Source organism: Paraburkholderia sp. FW306-02-B (assembly GCF_058782725.1).
In genome coordinates this window covers 1604086-1620967 of sequence record NZ_JBYSXZ010000001.1, presented here as the reverse complement: position 1 = coordinate 1620967, position 16882 = coordinate 1604086, and the positions used below count along the sequence as shown (strand labels likewise).

16 protein-coding genes are annotated in these 16882 nt (G+C 62.7%); 1 reads left to right on the top strand and 15 read right to left on the bottom strand.

Annotated elements, in window-relative coordinates; translation table 11 throughout:
• Nucleotide 1 precedes the first annotated feature (1 nt).
• From der to ndk, 8 genes are all read right to left on the bottom strand, one after another.
• Nucleotides 2-1339 carry a ribosome biogenesis GTPase Der gene (gene der / locus AC3WOG_RS07180; protein ID WP_341315063.1) on the bottom strand — a complete coding sequence of 446 codons (1338 nt, stop codon included), beginning with the start codon at nucleotides 1337-1339 and terminating at the stop codon, nucleotides 2-4.
• Between the two features lie 411 nt (nucleotides 1340-1750).
• The gene (bamB, locus tag AC3WOG_RS07175; protein WP_492577337.1) at nucleotides 1751-2896 is read right to left on the bottom strand and encodes an outer membrane protein assembly factor BamB; all 1146 of its coding nucleotides are present in this window, start codon (nucleotides 2894-2896) and stop codon (nucleotides 1751-1753) included.
• A gap of 75 nt (nucleotides 2897-2971) precedes the next feature.
• Nucleotides 2972-3601: a YfgM family protein gene (locus AC3WOG_RS07170; RefSeq protein ID WP_492577336.1), complete on the bottom strand. Its 630-nt coding sequence runs from the start codon at nucleotides 3599-3601 to the stop codon at nucleotides 2972-2974.
• Between the two features lie 66 nt (nucleotides 3602-3667).
• Entirely contained in the window at nucleotides 3668-5008 is a 1341-nt protein-coding gene (gene hisS / locus AC3WOG_RS07165; protein WP_492577335.1) for a histidine--tRNA ligase, read from the bottom strand.
• Nucleotides 5009-5028: 20 nt separating this feature from the next.
• Nucleotides 5029-6345: a flavodoxin-dependent (E)-4-hydroxy-3-methylbut-2-enyl-diphosphate synthase gene (gene ispG, locus AC3WOG_RS07160; protein ID WP_341315059.1), complete on the bottom strand. Its 1317-nt coding sequence runs from the start codon at nucleotides 6343-6345 to the stop codon at nucleotides 5029-5031.
• A gap of 86 nt (nucleotides 6346-6431) precedes the next feature.
• Nucleotides 6432-7541: a helix-turn-helix domain-containing protein gene (locus tag AC3WOG_RS07155; protein WP_492577334.1), complete on the bottom strand. Its 1110-nt coding sequence runs from the start codon at nucleotides 7539-7541 to the stop codon at nucleotides 6432-6434.
• Between the two features lie 218 nt (nucleotides 7542-7759).
• Nucleotides 7760-8911 carry a dual-specificity RNA methyltransferase RlmN gene (gene rlmN / locus AC3WOG_RS07150; protein WP_492577333.1) on the bottom strand — a complete coding sequence of 384 codons (1152 nt, stop codon included), beginning with the start codon at nucleotides 8909-8911 and terminating at the stop codon, nucleotides 7760-7762.
• A gap of 161 nt (nucleotides 8912-9072) precedes the next feature.
• On the bottom strand, nucleotides 9073-9498 hold the full coding sequence (gene ndk / locus AC3WOG_RS07145; RefSeq protein ID WP_492577332.1) for a nucleoside-diphosphate kinase: 426 nt from the start codon (nucleotides 9496-9498) through the stop codon (nucleotides 9073-9075).
• A 279-nt stretch (nucleotides 9499-9777) separates the two neighbouring features.
• Here ndk and AC3WOG_RS07140 point away from each other — a divergent pair, with 279 nt between their 5' ends.
• Nucleotides 9778-10476, top strand: a complete 699-nt coding sequence (locus tag AC3WOG_RS07140) for a Bax inhibitor-1/YccA family protein (protein WP_492577331.1) — start codon at nucleotides 9778-9780, stop codon at nucleotides 10474-10476.
• A gap of 135 nt (nucleotides 10477-10611) precedes the next feature.
• Here AC3WOG_RS07140 and AC3WOG_RS07135 read toward each other — a convergent pair whose 3' ends face one another.
• The 7 genes from AC3WOG_RS07135 to AC3WOG_RS07105 all read right to left on the bottom strand — a co-directional run bounded on the left by AC3WOG_RS07135 (nucleotide 10612) and on the right by AC3WOG_RS07105 (nucleotide 16803).
• A complete protein-coding gene (locus tag AC3WOG_RS07135; protein WP_492577330.1) occupies nucleotides 10612-11385 on the bottom strand; it encodes an MBL fold metallo-hydrolase in 774 nt (257 codons plus the stop codon).
• 7 nt (nucleotides 11386-11392) lie between these two features.
• Nucleotides 11393-12532 (bottom strand): NlpB/DapX family lipoprotein, encoded by a 1140-nt coding sequence (gene bamC / locus AC3WOG_RS07130; RefSeq protein WP_492577329.1) that lies wholly within the window; start codon nucleotides 12530-12532, stop codon nucleotides 11393-11395.
• Between the two features lie 130 nt (nucleotides 12533-12662).
• Nucleotides 12663-13589 (bottom strand): 4-hydroxy-tetrahydrodipicolinate synthase, encoded by a 927-nt coding sequence (gene dapA, locus AC3WOG_RS07125; RefSeq protein WP_492577328.1) that lies wholly within the window; start codon nucleotides 13587-13589, stop codon nucleotides 12663-12665.
• A gap of 43 nt (nucleotides 13590-13632) precedes the next feature.
• A complete protein-coding gene (locus AC3WOG_RS07120; RefSeq protein WP_492577327.1) occupies nucleotides 13633-14232 on the bottom strand; it encodes a class I SAM-dependent methyltransferase in 600 nt (199 codons plus the stop codon).
• A 16-nt stretch (nucleotides 14233-14248) separates the two neighbouring features.
• A complete protein-coding gene (locus AC3WOG_RS07115; protein WP_492577326.1) occupies nucleotides 14249-15451 on the bottom strand; it encodes a tryptophan--tRNA ligase in 1203 nt (400 codons plus the stop codon).
• 6 nt (nucleotides 15452-15457) lie between these two features.
• Nucleotides 15458-16120 (bottom strand): site-2 protease family protein, encoded by a 663-nt coding sequence (locus tag AC3WOG_RS07110; RefSeq protein ID WP_492577325.1) that lies wholly within the window; start codon nucleotides 16118-16120, stop codon nucleotides 15458-15460.
• A gap of 47 nt (nucleotides 16121-16167) precedes the next feature.
• On the bottom strand, nucleotides 16168-16803 hold the full coding sequence (locus tag AC3WOG_RS07105) for an L-threonylcarbamoyladenylate synthase (RefSeq protein WP_341315048.1): 636 nt from the start codon (nucleotides 16801-16803) through the stop codon (nucleotides 16168-16170).
• Nucleotides 16804-16882: the final 79 nt, after the last annotated feature.

Here is a 16882-nt window from a genome sequence, read left to right as displayed (position 1 = left end):
TTCAGCCTTTGTCCGCGTAAGGGTTCGTCGATGATCTGAACTCTATGCGCAATGGAGTCCCAGTCAGCTTGAAAGTTTCCCGGAAGCGGTTTTCGAGGTAGCGTTTATAGGTTTCGGTGATCGCGTCGAGCGCGTTGCCGTGAATCACGATGATCGGCGGATTCTGTCCGCCCTGGTGCGCGTAACGCAGTTTCGGCCGCACCGGACCACGTCGGCGCGGCTGCTGGAATTCGACCGCATCGATCAGCGCGCGCGTGAGCTTCGGCGTCGGCAGCTTGGCCATGGCCGCGGCGTAGGCGTCGTCCACCGAGCGCATCAGCGGGCCAATGCCGGTTTTTTCCGCAGCGGAAATGAAATGGAATTTGGCGAAGTCGAGAAATTTTAGTTTGCGCTCGAGGTCCGCCTTGGTGCGGTCGCGCACATGCGGATCGAGGCCGTCCCATTTGTTCACGCCCACTACCAGCGCACGGCCTTGCTCCACGACGAAACCGGCAATGTGCGCGTCCTGTTCCGAGATGTCCTGGCGCGCGTCGAGCAGCAGGATCACGACGTTCGCGTCCGAGATCGATTGCAGCGTCTTCACCACCGAGAATTTCTCGATCGCTTCGAACACTTTGCCGCGGCGGCGCAAGCCGGCCGTGTCGATCAGCGTGTAGGGCTTGCCTTGCCGCTCGAAATCGACATAGATCGAATCGCGCGTAGTGCCCGGCATGTCGAATGCAATCACGCGCTCTTCGCCGACCAGCGCATTGATCAGCGTCGACTTGCCGACGTTCGGCCGGCCGACGATCGCGATCTTCACGCCGCGCGCTTCCTTCTCCTCGTCGCCCTCTTCCGGCTGACCCGCGTACGCGACGCCGAGCGCCTCGTTGATCATTTCCGTCACGCCGTCGCCGTGCGCCGCCGAAATGGCGCGCGGGTCGCCGAGACCGAGTTCGTAGAAATCGGCCGCGACCGTGCTGTACTTCATCCCCTCGGCTTTGTTGACGACGAGGAAGATCGGCCGGCCGGTCTTGCGCAGATAGTCGGCAATCGACTTATCTTGCGGCGCGAGACCGTTGCGGCCATCGACGATGAACACGACGATGTCCGATTCTTCGACCGCCTGGCGGGTTTGACGCGCCATCTCGTGCAGGATGCCGTCTTTTGCGACCGGCTCGAAGCCGCCGGTATCGACGACCAGATACGGCCGCTCGCCGGCGCGCCCTTCGCCGTAATGGCGATCGCGGGTGAGACCGGGCAAGTCGGCAACCAGCGCGTCACGCGTACGCGTGAGACGGTTGAACAGCGTGGATTTCCCCACATTGGGGCGCCCAACCAGGGCAATAACGGGTTTCATCAGATGTTGTTCACGGTGAAACGCGGGATCGAAATCGACCGCCCGCGTAGCGACGCCATGCGGCCGCTACACGGCAGCGTTTGACGAAAATTATCACGAATTCGGCCAGCCCCGGATGCGCTGTCAATATGCGCACCCGGGCGGACGGGGGTTTGGCTGTATGGGCAGCGCCAATGGGCTGCCAGATTCAGTCTTTCTTGCTCGACGGCCCGCATGCCAGTTCGATGCGATTTTCTGCAATTGCCGTCGAAGATGGCGCCGCAAGCAGCCACCGATGGCCACGTGGGCCGTTTCTGATCCGACTTGCCGGACCAGCCAGTCCGGCGGAATATTTTTCTCTATAAAACGCACGCGGCCGGCAAAGCCGGCCTGCGCGCTTGACGGCGCCTGGCTACCGATGAGACCGCGAGCTTATCGCGGACGGTAGCCGTACAGATCGCCGTCGTGCGTCAGTACCACCAGCGTTTCGCCGGCCAGCACCGGTGCCGCGGTGATCGCGCTGCCGTCGGTCTTCACGCGAGCCACGAGCGTGCCGTCGTCGCGCGACAGGAAGTGCACGTAGCCCTGGTAGTCGCCCAGCACTGCGGCGTGGCCCAGCAGGAACGGCACGCTGACCTCGCGGTTCTTCAGCTTGTCGTTTTGCCACAGCGGCGCACCGGTGTTGACGTCGAACGCCGACACCACCGACCAGTCGTCGCCCGCCACCACGGCGCGATCATCCTGCGCCAGACCGCTCGTGCTCGAGAATGTCTTCTCCCACACCGCACGCCCGGAATTCGCGTCGAAGCAGCCAATCTGGCCCTGGAAAGTCACGGCGCAAGTTTGCGAACCGACCAGCGTGGGCGGCCCCGTCACGTCGTTGATCCGCTCGACTTCGGTCACGCCCTTTGGATACGACACCGGCGTCTGCCAGTAGTTGTCGCCGGTTTGCAGGTTGATCGCAGCGAACGCGCCGCCCGGGAAGCCGGCCAGCACCGCCGCGTCGCCCGCGAACGTCATGCCCGACGACACACGCAGATTCAGCGGCACCGCACGGTTGCGGTAATTCCACTTCTGCTCGCCGGTTTGCGCATTGAACGCCACGATCTGACCGTCGACCGTGCGCACGACCACGAAGCCGTTGCCGACCAGCGGCGGCGATATGATTTCGCCAGGCGCCTTCGCGGTCCACAGTTGCTTGCCGTCGGCGCCCAGCACGTAGACATCGCCCTTCAGACCGCCGACCGCCGTCAACGTGCCGTCGCTGCCGACGCCTGCCGAGAGGTCATCGTGCAGCTTGACGCGCCAGATGTCCTTGCCGGTTTGCGCGTCGATCTTCGCGACCGAGCCGTTCGCGCCGGCCGCGTACACCGCATTGCCGACCGCGACCGGCGAGAACAGGTAACGACCGGCCTTGCCCACGCTCGTCTTCCACGCCTGCTGCACGTCGAGCACGGGTTTGAACTCGGTGAGCGGCGTCGGCACGCGGCGCTCGTCTTTCGTGGATGAGCAAGCCGCCATGGTGAGGACAGTCATCGCACAGGCAACGGGCACAGCGTAACGTTTCAGCAGATTCATCGGTGGACGAAGCATTCAGGAAATTAATTAAAGGAGACCGGTTGATCGTTGCACGCGGCGCGCCGCCTGCAACGATTAGCCGCCCAACGCGTCCAGCTTGAACTGAATCAACTGGCGTGCCGAGCTATCGTTTTTCGACAGCGAATCGAGCGCGAGCTTGTACGCCGTGCGCGCATCGTCGCGCTTGCCTTGAGCGGCGAGCAAGTCACCGCGGCCGTTCGCCACAATGCCTTTGAACGCATCGGACTGCGGCTCGGCGAGCAGCGCGAGGCCCTGGTCGTAAGCCTTGTCGTCGAGCAGCAGCGAAGCGAGACGCAGCTTGGCGATCTGCTTGAACTCGTCGTCTTTCGCGTGATCGATGGTCCATTGCAGCTGGACCTTCGCCGCAGCTTCGTCGCCCGCGGCATACAGCGCCTTCGCGGCGCCCAGCGCGGTCATCTGCGCATACGCGGTGCGGCTGAACTTGTCTTCCATGTCGGTGGCGACGCGCGTGATCTTCGCCTTGTCGCCCGATGCAACGGCTTGCTGCACCTGGTCATACAGCACTGCGGCTTCCGCCGCCTGACGCCGTTGCCAGAAATTCCAGCCGTTCCATCCGGCTGCGGCAACCAGTGCCACCAGCACGATCCACGTGGTTGCATTACCCCACTGCGTCCACCATGCTTTCAGACTTTCAATCGATTCTTGTTCGTCGTGGTAACTCATTGCCCGGCGATTTCCTCTTTCTTGATACGTGTGCGTGTCGAGCCGATGGGCTCGACGACATCGCGATCAGTCGTCGCCGTCTTCGGCGGTTGCAACCATCGCATTGATTAGAAATTCGGTCAAGTCTTCGGCGGGCACGTTATGTTGCGCGTTTTTACCGCCGCTAGAACTTGTATCCCGCAGGGGCTTGACGCCGACCGTGTCGTTGGCGATCTCGTCTTCGCCGAGCACGACCGCGAATGCCGCACCGCTTGCATCGGCACGTTTCATCTGCGATTTGAAGCTGGCGGTTTGACCGTCGGCGCTGCAATGCAGGATCACGTCGAGACCCGTATCGCGTAAACGCTCGGCGATGATGAAGGCCTGCTCGCGCGCCGCGTCGCCCTGATGGACCACGTACACGTCGCAGCCTTCGTCTTCCGGCACGAGCTTGTCTTCTTTCAGCAATTCGAGGATACGTTCGACGCCCATCGCCCAGCCGCATGCGGCCGTCGGTTTACCGCCGAGTTGCTCGATCAGCGGGTCGTAACGGCCGCCGGCCGCGACGGTGCCTTGTGCGCCGAGCTTGTCGGTGACCCATTCGAACACGGTCAGATTGTAATAATCGAGACCGCGCACGAGACGCGGATTGATCGTGAACGGAATGTTGTTCGTTTTCAGAATGCGCTGCAAACCTTCGAAGTGCGCGAGCGATTCTTCGCCGAGAAAATCGATCAGCTTCGGCGCGTTCTGCGCGATTTCCTGCAATGCCGGATTCTTCGTATCCAGCACGCGCAGCGGGTTCGTGTAGAGACGGCGCTTCGCGTCTTCGTCGAGCACGTCCATGTGCTTTTCGAGGTACGCGATCAACTCGACGCGATGTGCCGCGCGCTCTTCAGCGAGACCCAGCGAATTGATTTCGAGCTTGATGCCCATCAAGCCGAGGTCGTCCCACAGACGCTGGCACATCATGATGATTTCAGCATCCGCGTCCGGGCCCGCAAAGCCCAATGCTTCGACGCCGACCTGATGGAACTGCCGGTAACGACCGCGTTGCGGACGCTCGTGGCGGAACATCGGGCCGATGTACCACAGGCGCTTCGGGCCGTCGTACAGCATGTTGTGTTCGATCGCCGCGCGCACGACAGCCGCGGTATTTTCCGGGCGCATCGTCAGATTTTCGCCATTCAGCGCGTCGGTAAAGCTGTACATCTCTTTCTCGACGATGTCGGTCACTTCGCCGATACCACGCTTAAACAACTGCGTATGCTCGATGATCGGCGTACGAATATTCTGGTATCCATACGAACGCAGCATCGACTTGACGGTCGTTTCGAAAAATTCCCACAGCCCGGCTTCCTGCGGAAGGACGTCGTTCATGCCCTTCACGCCGGACAACTTTTCGAGCTTTTTCTTCTGTTCAGTCATCTGTCTTCGATTGACGGTGTTTAGTTGAGTGCTTCGGCGCGACCATAGCGGCGCTCGACGTAGTCACTCACGATTTGCTGGAATTCTTGCGCGATATTATCGCCGCGCAACGTTTTGACCTTCTCGCCGTCGATGAACACCGGCGCGGCCGGATTTTCGCCCGAACCCGGCAAGCTGATACCGATGTTCGCCTGCTTCGATTCACCCGGACCGTTGACGATGCAGCCCATCACCGCGACGTGCATCTTCTCGACGCCCGGATATTGATCGCGCCACACCGGCATTTGCGTACGCAGATAGGTCTGGATTTGCGAGGCCAGTTCCTGGAACAGCGTGCTGGTGGTACGGCCGCAACCCGGGCACGCGATCACCATCGGCGTGAACGAGCGCAGACCCATGGTCTGCAGGATTTCCTGGCCGACGATCACTTCGCCGGTGCGCGACGCGCCCGGTTCCGGCGTCAGCGAGATACGGATCGTGTCGCCGATGCCTTGCTGCAGCAACACGGACAACGCAGCCGTCGACGCGACGATGCCCTTCGACCCCATGCCCGCTTCGGTCAGGCCCAGATGCAGCGCGAATTCGCAACGGCGCGCCAGTTCGCGATACACCGCGATCAGATCCTGCACACCGCTGACCTTGCACGACAGGATGATTTTGTTGCGAGCCAAACCGAGTTCGACCGCGCGCTCCGCCGAACCGATCGCCGACTGGATCAGCGCTTCGTACATCACGCTCTGCGCTTCCCACGGCGTGGAACGCGCGGCGTTTTCGTCCATCATTTTCGCGAGCAGGTCCTGATCGAGACTGCCCCAGTTCACGCCGATACGGACAGGCTTGTCGTACTTCACCGCCGCTTCGATCATCTGCGCGAACTGCGTGTCGCGCTTCGCGCCGTGGCCGACGTTGCCCGGATTGATCCGGTACTTCGACAGCGACTCCGCGCACGCGGGGTAATCGCGCAGCAGCAAGTGACCGTTGTAGTGAAAATCGCCGACCAGCGGCACCGACACACCCATACGGTCGAGCTGCTCGCGCACGGCCGGCACCGCAGCGGCCGCCTCCGGCGTGTTGACCGTGATACGCACCAGTTCCGAACCGGCTTGCGCCAATTCCTTGATCTGGATCGCGGTGCCGATCGCGTCCGCGGTATCGGTGTTGGTCATCGACTGGATGCGCACGGGCGCATCGCCGCCGATCGTGACGAGCTGGCCGCCCCAACGGACGTCGACCGCGTGCGACACGCGCCGCGCAGCCTGGCCGCCGAACACCGGCTCGTTTGAAACAATCTTGCTACTGGATTGGGATTGAGCCTCGGATTGCATCGAAAAACCCATTTACGCCGCAGGCGCCACACAAAAACCGTCGCGCCTGAATTGAGAAAGCGCCGCGACCCGCTTGGCCGCGACGCATGCCATATCTATTAAGGCAGCGCGAAGCGTGCCACATTACCCTTCGCTGCCGAATATTTCGACGGATCGACCGGCTGGCCATCGAGCGTAATCGACTCGAGACCGGCCTTGTTGCCAATCGTGACCTTGAAAGGGGCCGCGCCTGTTACTTCCTTCGTATCGCCTGCGTGCACGAGGCCGGAGAACACCTCCTTGCCGTCCTTCCCGCGCACGCTGAACCAGCTGTCTTGTGTCACGCGCAGCGCGACGATCGCCTCGCCTGCGGTTGCCACCTGTTCGGCAGCTGCACCGGCCGCGGCGCTCGCGCCTTGCGCGGCGACCTGGACCTGCGAACCAGCCTTCGGCGCCGCAGCGACCGCGGGTGCTGCCGTCACCGGCGGCGCAGACGGCGCCGTGCCGGTCGCCAGCGGCGCGGGCATCGGCGTAGCCGACGCTGCGTTGCCCACTGCGGCCTGCGTTTCCGGCGCGGAAGCAGCTTCGGACGCAACTTCGACCGCCGCCTCGGAGGCTGCCGCCGGCCCCTGCGCTACCGCGCCCGATGCGCCGGTCGCGCCGCCAGCCGCGCCGTTTGCGCTCGCCTTCAAACGTGCGAGCCACGCCGACGAATCACCGCCATTGGTATGCCACATACCCAGCGCGATCACCGCGACGATGACCGCTGCAATGCCCCACAGCCACGAGCGGCTTTTTTGTCCGCCGCTGCCGAGCGACAGCGACACCCGGCCGCGCGGCAAATCCCTGCCAGACGACGCAGGCATCGACAGATCCGGTGCTGGCACACCCTTCTCGCGGCGCAGCGCCTGCGTGAATGGCGTGGGATCCGCGCCGAGCATCTTCGCGTAGCTGCGCATCACGCCGAGCGCGAACGTCGTATCCGGCAGATGGCTGATATCGCCCGACTCGAGCGCGCGCAATTTGATCGCGGACACTTTCAGACGCGCCGACACGTCGTCGATCGTCCAGCCTTTCGATTCGCGCAATTGAGTCAAGCGCGCGCCCACTGCCGCCAACGAATCCAAGCCGGTCTGAGCAACAGGCTGCACCACCGCCCGAGCGACCGGCGCCGGCTGGTCTGCGTTCGTGTCTGCCTCGTGCGGCTGCGGGTGCTGCGGCTCACTCATCCCAAATCCTTTCGCGTCGATTCTTTTTCACTTGTGCGACTCGGCCAGGCGAACTGCCTCACGTCCGAATCGCAGACCGTTTATAACAAAATGTGCGGCCTTATGCGCCGCTTCCGATCGCTTCTGCAAACTTTCTTTTCAATCGCCCGTGGCGCGGAGGGTTTTTGCACCTGCGCGGCGCTATCCGCCGAACACCTGCGTCCTGCCGCCTCGTGCGATTACACGGCGCGAACCTCGATTATCTTCGCTGCCTTCCCGGTGCGCTCAGCGAGGCGCGTGCGGTCTTTCACCGCACCGGCCAGCTGACCGCAGGCAGCATCGATATCATCGCCGCGTGTTTTGCGCACCGTGGTGACGACGCCCGCGTCCATCAGCACTTGCGCAAACCGTTTGATCTGTTCCGGCTTCGAACGGATGAGGCCCGACTCGGGGAACGGATTGAACGGAATGAGGTTGAATTTGCACGGCACGTCGCGCGTGACGGCGAGCAATTCGCGCGCTTGCGCTTCGCTGTCGTTCACACCGTCGAGCATGCAATATTCAAACGTAATGAAATCGCGCGGCGCGACTTTTAGATAGCGCTGGCATGCCGCCATCAGTTCGCGCAGCGGGTACTTCTTGTTCAGCGGCACCAGCATGTCGCGCAGCGGGTCGCTGGGCGCATGCAACGAGACCGCGAGCGCCACCGGCAGATCCGCGCCGAGCCGGTCCATCATCGGCACCACGCCCGAGGTGGACAGCGTAACGCGCCGGCGCGACAGGCCGTACGCGTTGTCGTCGAGCATCAGACGCATGGCGGGCACCACTGCGTCGTAGTTCAGCAGCGGCTCGCCCATGCCCATCATCACGACGTTCGTGACGACGCGCTCGCCCTTGCCTTCGCCACCCGTGGCACGGCCGCCGGCCGCACCGAGCGACGCGCGCAGCGCAAACTCAGCCATACGCAGTTGGCCGATGATTTCGCCAGTGGTGAGATTGCGTGAGAAACCCTGTTTGCCGGTCGAACAGAAACGGCAGTTGACCGCGCACCCGGCCTGCGACGACACGCACAGCGTGCCGCGAGTTTCTTCGGGGATAAAAACGGTCTCGACCGCGTTGCTGTTACCGACGTCGATCAGCCACTTGCGTGTGCCGTCGGTCGAAATATGATCGCTGACGATGCCGGGCATCTTGATGGTTGCGCGCCCTTTGAGCTTTTCGCGCAAGGACTTCGCCAGATCGGTCATGCCGTCGAAGTCGGCGGCGTTGTACTGGTGAATCCAACGCTGCAATTGCTTGGCGCGAAACGGCTTCTCGCCCAGGCTGTCGCAGTAAGCGACAAGCCCTTGGGCGTCGAGGTCGAGAAGGTTGACGGTGGGACTGCTCGTCATATCGAATCCTGCCATTTCAGTGCGAGACTGCGTTCATGCAACAAGCTGCATGAACGCAATGCCGTTCGCGCCCATTCCTGCTGCTTTACCTTACTACTTTGCCGGGCAATTCGTGCGATTAATCAAATCGGCTGCACGAATCGCACGAGGCTATTCAGGCATTAACGCGAGTAGACGTTCACTTGCGGGAAGAAGAACGCGATTTCGACAGCTGCCGTTTCAGCTGCGTCCGAACCGTGCACCGCGTTAGCGTCGATGCTGTCGGCGAAGTCGGCGCGGATCGTGCCCTTTTCTGCCTTCTTCGGGTCCGTGGCGCCCATCAGATCGCGGTGCTTCAGGATCGCGTTTTCGCCTTCCAGCGCTTGCACGACCACCGGGCCCGAGATCATGAAATCGACCAGGTCCTTGAAGAACGGACGTGCGGCGTGCACGGCGTAGAACTTCTCTGCATCGGCGCGCGACAGATGAACCATGCGCGACGCAATGATCTTCAGACCAGCGTTTTCGAAGCGGCTGTAGATCTGACCGATCACGTTCTTGGCCACTGCGTCCGGCTTGATAATCGACAGGGTGCGTTCGATCGCCATAAAAACTCCAAAAAATTAAGAGGTTACAGATTTAAATGAATCCGCTATTGTAGCATGTTCCCGTGTATGATTGCGATTGAACCCTTACAGCACTGAAAGACTTCAAGCAGGACTTTCTGATTGCTGGTAGCGTAGGCCGTGTGGACATTTTCGGGGCATTGAAACTCCCCGCCTCTGCGCCAATCTTAGGAATGGACGCACCACGCGACTGGCGGCAAAAAATCCCGGCCGGCGCTGCATAAACCACGACGCAACATGCTTCTGACGTAAGGAGAGACCATGAACGAACATCCGTATAGCTTTGGCCGCACTGGCGCGGTCAGCACGGTCGAAACACGCAACCGCGTGCTACGGAACACCTACTGGCTGCTCGCGCTGTCAATGATTCCGACAGTGCTCGGCGCGTGGGTGGGCGTAGCCACCGGTTTCTCGCTGTTCGCCGCTACCAGCCCCGGCATGAGCATGCTGGCGTTCTTCGCGATCGCCTTCGGCTTCATGTTCGCGATCCAGAAAACCAAAGACAGCGCCATCGGCGTCTTCGTACTGCTCGGCTTCACGTTCTTCATGGGCCTGATGCTGTCGCGCATCCTGAGCTTCGTGCTCGGTTTTTCGAACGGCCCGTCGCTGATCATGCTCGCCTTCGGTGGCACTGGTGTGATCTTCGCGTCGATGGCGACGATCGCCACGGTCAGCAAGCGCGATTTCTCCGGCCTCGGCAAGTGGCTGTTCATGGGCGTGATCGTCCTGCTGCTGGCGTCGGTCGCGAACGTATTCCTGCATCTGCCGGCGTTGATGCTGACGGTCTCGGTGATGGCGATCGTGATCTTCTCGGCCTACATGCTGTTCGACGTGCAGCGCGTGGTGAACGGCGGCGAGACGAATTACGTCACCGCCACGCTCGCGATCTATCTGGATCTGTATAACGTGTTCGTCAACCTGCTCGCGCTGCTCGGCATCTTCGGCGGCAACCGCAACTAAGGTTTGACCTTGGGGTGCGGCGCTAAAAGGCACCTGCCTCGAAAAAAACGCCCATGACGATTGCTCGTCATGGGCGTTTTTCTTTGCACGGCGTCGCGTCAGGCGCGGCTCACAGCGCCAGCAGCCGAAACCGGGCTAAAGACTCAGCCAGGCAAAGCCATCATCCTGTGAAGCCACCACCACCTCGGTCGGCGCTGAACCCAGCACAGCCGCCATCGCGGCTTGCGCCAGTTCCGGTAAGTTATTCTGCTGGCTCAGATGCGCGGCGACCAGATGGCGCAAGCGCGAACGGTCGAGCGAAGCCAGAATTTCAGCCGCCGCGTCGTTGTTCAGATGCCCGTGATCGCCGCCGATGCGCGCCTTCAGCGACTGCGGGTAGCGACTGCCCGCCAGCATCCGCACGTCGTGATTGCATTCGAGCACCAGCGCGTCGCAACCGCTCAGCACGGCGCTGATGTGCGGCGTGGAGGTGCCGACATCGGTCAGCACGCCGAGGCGGCTCGCGCCGTTGGAGAGCACGTATTGCAGCGGCTCGCGGGCGTCATGGGGAACGGTATAAGGCAGAATGCTGAGGTCGCCGATCGCCACTGCTTCGTCGCCCCACAGCACCTGCAGGTCGACATCGGATTCGTCGGCGCCCACCGCGCGCGCGGTGCCCCAGCTCATGTACAGCGGAATCGACCACTTGCGCGCCAGCGTCAACGCGCCGCCAATGTGGTCGCTGTGTTCATGCGTGATCAGAATGGCGTCGAGACCTTCGACTCCCGCGCCGAGCCGCGTCAGACGCCGCTCGACTTCCCTGGCCGAAAAGCCGCAGTCGAGCAGCACGCGGGTGGTAGTCGTACCGCTTTGCGCCTCCACCAGCAAGGCATTGCCTTCACTGCCGCTGCCGAGACTGGCGAACCGCACGGTCCGCTTAGTTCAGTTGCGCGTGCAGCAGCGACACGATGCGCTGCGCGTCGGACGAGTTATCCACCTGCCCGTTCGCGTCCAGCACCGCCACCTGCGTCACCGTGTCGCCCTTCGAGCGCACGTTGACGAGGAATTCCTGACCCGGCTTCTTCGACGAATTGCCGCTATAGAACAGTTTGCCGAAGAGCCCTTCCTTCTTCAGTTCCGCCATCGAATCCGCGTAACGCACGTAGTAGATGCCCTTCGCGCGATCGCGGTTGTCCACCGTGAAGTTGGTGCGATCGAGCGCCAGGCCCACACGCAGCCACGCGCGGTCGAACGATTCCTGCAAGTCGAGCGTCGATGCACCCGCGCTCTGGTCGATCGTGGCCGGCGCGGTAGCCGGGCGTGCCTCGGTCAACAACTGCTTCGATTGGGCTTCGGTCAGGCCGAACTTCTGCATCAGTTTGGTAAGGAACAGTGCTTCGAGTGCCGGATCGCGCGGACGCTCTTCCCAGCGCGACGACGTCTTGTCCTGGCCTGTCAGCATTTCTTCCATCGCGCTATGCGTGATCGAAATGTCGGTGGCGCCGGCCGGACCGCGCGACACGAGCGTGCGGAAGCTGTCGCGGGTACCCGACGAGTACGCGAAGTCGATCACTTTGCCGACCGTGCGGCGGAACCAGTCGTCCGGAATGTTCGCGCGGTTTTCGGCCCAGTCGGTTGTCATGATGCCGGTGGCCGGGGCGTCGGTTTTCAGCACAAAGCCGTTTTCCTGCCAGAACTCCTGCAACTGCGACCACAGTTGTTCCGGCGAGCGGCCGTCGACCACCAGCCAGCGGCGGTTGCCGTCGCGCTCGATGTGCATGCCGTACGGGTCTTGCGCATTCGGCTGGCCTTCGGTGGAATTGCCGGCAGCCGTCACCGCGCGTTGCTGCGCGCCGCCCAGTGCCAAGTTGGCCGGAGGCGCGACGTAGCGCTGGTCGGTCGGGGTGGTCGTCAGATCGCCCGGAACGGCGAGCGGCGGTGCGCTGCCCGCGCCCTTGTAGTTGACGCGGTCTGAAGCGAACCAGTCGTTCAGCGTGTCACAGCCGGCGAGCGTCGTGAGGGCAAGCGCCAGCGCCGCCATGCGGGTTGCGTGGAGGGAAAGTGCGGAACGTTTCATGTGGTCCTTCGTGATGCTGGAACGCGGTGCCTGGTTCTGTGTGCCGGGAACGTGGGCTGGATCGACGTCGGTTAAGGGAGTGCCGTGGCGGGCTTGGGTTAGCGCTGGTGAGGGCTGCGGCTTGATCCGCTTAGCCCAACAGGCCCGCTTCGCGCAGCGCGGCGCGCACCACTTCGTGGTATTGCGCGTCGAGCGGCGTGAGCGGCAGGCGGATCCCGCCCTGCACACGGCCGAGTTGCTGCAACACCCATTTCGCCGGAATCGGGTTCGATTCGATGAACAGGTTCTTGTGCAACGACAGAAGCTTCAGGTGAATCTCACGGGCGGTCCTGGCGTCCGCGGCGAGCGCGGCCTTGCATAGCTCACTCATTGCGCGCGGCGCGACGTTCGCGGTGACCGAAATGTTGCCGTGGCCGCCGAGCAGCATCAGCGCGATCGCGGTGGGATCGTCGCCGCTGTAGATGCCGAAATGCGCGGGCGCCGACTTGATCAGATGCGCGGCGCGATCGATGTTGCCGGTGGCTTCCTTCACACCGATGATGCCCGGCACCTGCGCGCAACGCAGGATCGTTTCGTTGCTCATGTCCGCGACGGTGCGGCCCGGCACGTTGTACAGGATCACCGGCAGATCGACGGTTTCGGCGATCTTCGCGAAGTGGCGATAGATGCCTTCCTGAGTCGGCTTGTTGTAATACGGCACGACCTGCAGCGTGGCGTCCGCGCCGACCTCTTTGGCCTGCTGCGTGAGCTCGATTGCTTCGGTGGTGGAGTTGCCGCCCGAGCCCGCGATCACCGGAATCCGGCCCGCCGTGTGCTCGACCGCCGTCTTGACCATCAACACGTGTTCTTCGACCGACAACGTGGCCGACTCGCCGCTCGTGCCGACCACGACCAGTGCGTTCGTGCCCTCTGCGATGTGCCAGTCGATCAGTTTGCGAAACGCCGGCAGATCGAGGCTGCCGTCTTCAAGCATCGGAGTGATGATGGCAGGAATGCTGCCGCGAATCTGGACGCCGTCGTTGCTGTTGCGAATGCCGCTTTGGTTGCCGTTAGTCATGAAACGCCATGAATTTGATCAGGTAAACCGCGATTGTAGCGGATTAGCCAGCCAACTCGTAACAAGGCGGGGGTGCCGCCTCTGCAAGGTCGGCTGAGCGCTCCGCCTCCAGAATTGCGCAGATCCGCTGGACGTAAGCCGGGCGCGGCTGCGCGAGAAAACCGTCCTGAAACGCGACCACGCGAAGGTGGCCGCGCACGACGTCGAGCAACTCGCCGGGCGCGAGCAAAAACGCCGGATTCGACGGCTTGCCGACCCTTTCATTGCCTTGCGCGAAAGTCTCGTAAATCAGCACGCCGCCCGGCGCAAGCGAGCGCAAAAGCTGCGGGAAAAGCGGCCGATGCAGGTAGTTCGTGACCACGACGGCGGCGAATTTCGCGTCGTCAGGCAAAGGCCACGCGGCGCCTTCGATATCAGCCGCGAGTGTCGTGACGAGCGGCTCGTCGCGCATCGCGGCAAGCGCTGCCGCATCGCGGTCGAGAGCGGTCACCGGATGACCCAGCGACGCAAAAAAACGCGCGTGCCGCCCTGCTCCCGACGCGACGTCGAGCACCGCGCCGCCCGCCGCGACCAGATGCGCCCAATGGCTCACCCAGCGCGACAGTTCGCCGTTTCCGTGCAATGCAATGCCGGGAGTGCTCATCACGCAAGCGTGCGCGTCAGTTATACGACAGGCCCATCGCCTCACGCACGTCGCGCATCGTTTCCGTGGCGAACTTGCGGGCCTTGTCGCAGCCGTCGGCGACGATCGCGCGCAACAGCGACGGATCGTCCATATACTTCTGCGCGCGCTCGAGCATCGGCTGCTGTTCACGCAGGATGCCTTCGATCACCGGCTGCTTGCACTCGAGGCAACCGATACCCGCCGAACGGCAGCCCTTCTGCACCCACTCGTGCGTGGCTTCGTCGGTGTAGACCTGGTGCAGCTGCCACACCGGGCACTTGTCCGGATCGCCCGGATCGGTGCGGCGCACGCGCGCCGGGTCGGTCGGCATGGTGCGGACTTTCTTCGTGATCGTGTCCGCGTCTTCGCGCAGGCCGATCGTGTTGCCGTACGACTTCGACATTTTCTGGCCATCCAGACCCGGCATGCGCGACGCTTCCGTCAGCATGGCCTGCGGCTCGACCAGAATGATCTTGCGCGAACCTTCGAGGTAGCCGAACAGCCGCTCGCGATCGTTCATCGACAGACTTTGCGACTCCTGCAACATCGCGCGCGCCTGTTCGAGCGCCTCGTCGTCGCCTTCCTGCTGATAGGCGTTGCGCAGCTCGTGATAGAGCTTGGCGCGCTTTCCGCCGAGCTTCTTCGCCGCTTCATTGGCCTTCTCTTCGAAGCCCGGCTCGCGGCCGTACAGATAGTTGAAACGGCGCGCGATCTCACGCGTCATCTCGACGTGCGGCACCTGATCTTCGCCGACCGGCACGAGCGAGCCGCGATACAGCAGAATGTCCGCCGCCATCAGCACCGGATAGCCGAGGAAGCCGTAAGTGGACAGGTCCTTGTCTTTCAGCTTCTCCTGCTGCTCCTTGTAGGTCGGCACGCGTTCGAGCCAGCCGAGCGGCGTGCTCATGCCGAGCAGCAGCGCGAGTTCGGCATGCTCCGGCACCTTGCTCTGGATGAACAGTGTCGCCTGCGCCGGATCGATACCGGAAGCGAGCCAGTCGATCAGCACGTCCCACACGTTCTGTTCGATCACTTCGGGCGTTTCGTAGTGCGTCGTCAGCGCGTGCCAATCGACCACACAGAAGAAGCACGGGTATTCGGACTGCAGCCGTACCCAGTTTTTCAGCACGCCGTGGTAGTGGCCGAGGTGCAGCGACCCGGTGGGCCGCATGCCGGAGAAGATACGGTCTGGGAACATGGTTATTTAGAAAAGCGAAACAAGTGGAGTCAGAATTGCGGTGATCGCACCGTAGCCGAGCATGACGAGTGGACTCAACCAATAACGCGTCAGCGTGCCCGTCATCACCAGCGCCATGACGATGAAAAAGCCGTACGGTTCGAGGCGCGACAGCGCGATCGACTGCCGCGGCGGCAACAGCGCCATCAGCACGCGGCCGCCGTCGAGCGGCGGCAACGGGAACAGGTTGAGCACGCCGAGCACGAGGTTCACGCCGACACCGGCTGCGGCCATCCGCGTGAAGAACGGCTCATCGACGCTCAGCACCGCGAGCGCGACGCCGATCAAGCCCCACACCAGCGCCTGCACGAAATTGCACAGCGGGCCCGCCGCCGCGACCCACAGGCTGCCCCAGCGCGGATTGCGCAGATTGCCGAAGGCGACCGGCACCGGCTTCGCGTAACCGAACATGAACGCGCCGCTGGTCGCGAAGTACAGCAGCAAGGGAATCGCGATCGTGCCAAGCGGATCGATGTGCCGCATCGGATTAATGGAGACGCGGCCGAGCACGTACGCGGTATTGTCGCCGAGCCAGCGCGCGACGTAGCCATGTGCGGCTTCGTGCAGCGTGATCGCGAAAATCACCGGCAACGCGTACACCGCAATGGTTTGTATCAGGGAAGAATCCATATTTCTCTATTGTAACAACGTGATTGCGTGCGTCTGTCCGCTTTCGCTCATGCCGTCTCTTCGAGACCGAATGGCGCGAGCGAACCGCGCCCTGCCCGCACCAGCACCGGCTCGGCACCGGTCAGATCGATCACGGTCGACGGCTCGCACACGCAGGGGCCGCCGTCGATCACCAGATCGAGCTGCTTTTCGAGGCGCACACGGATTTCTTCCGGATCGTTCAGCGGCTGGGTTTCGCCCGGCATGATCAGTGTCGAGCCGAGTAGCGGCTGACCGAGCTCTTCGAGAATCGCCAGCGTGATCGCGTGATCGGGCACCCGCAAGCCGATCGTTTTGCGCGACGGATGCGACAGGCGCCGCGGCACTTCTCTCGTCGCCTGCAACACGAACACGTAGGGTCCAGGCGTCACCGATTTGATCAGCCGGTACTGGCGGTTATCGACCATCGCGAAGTTCGCCAGCTCGGACAGATCGCGCACCAGCAGCGACAGCAATTGCTTCTCGTCGAGCCCGCGAATCCGCCGCAAACGCTCGACCGCGTCCTTGTCGTCGAGATGACAGGCGATCGCGTAGCTCGAATCGGTCGGCAACGCGACGACGCCACCATCGTTGATGATCTGTACGGCCTGTTTGACGAGGCGCGGCTGCGGATTATCCGGGTGAAGCCGAAAGTATTGGGACATGATGACTAACGGTCACTACAGGGGAGGAATCGGGCGGGCGCACGCGCCCGGGATGACGGCCGCTTCACGTGTCGTGCCG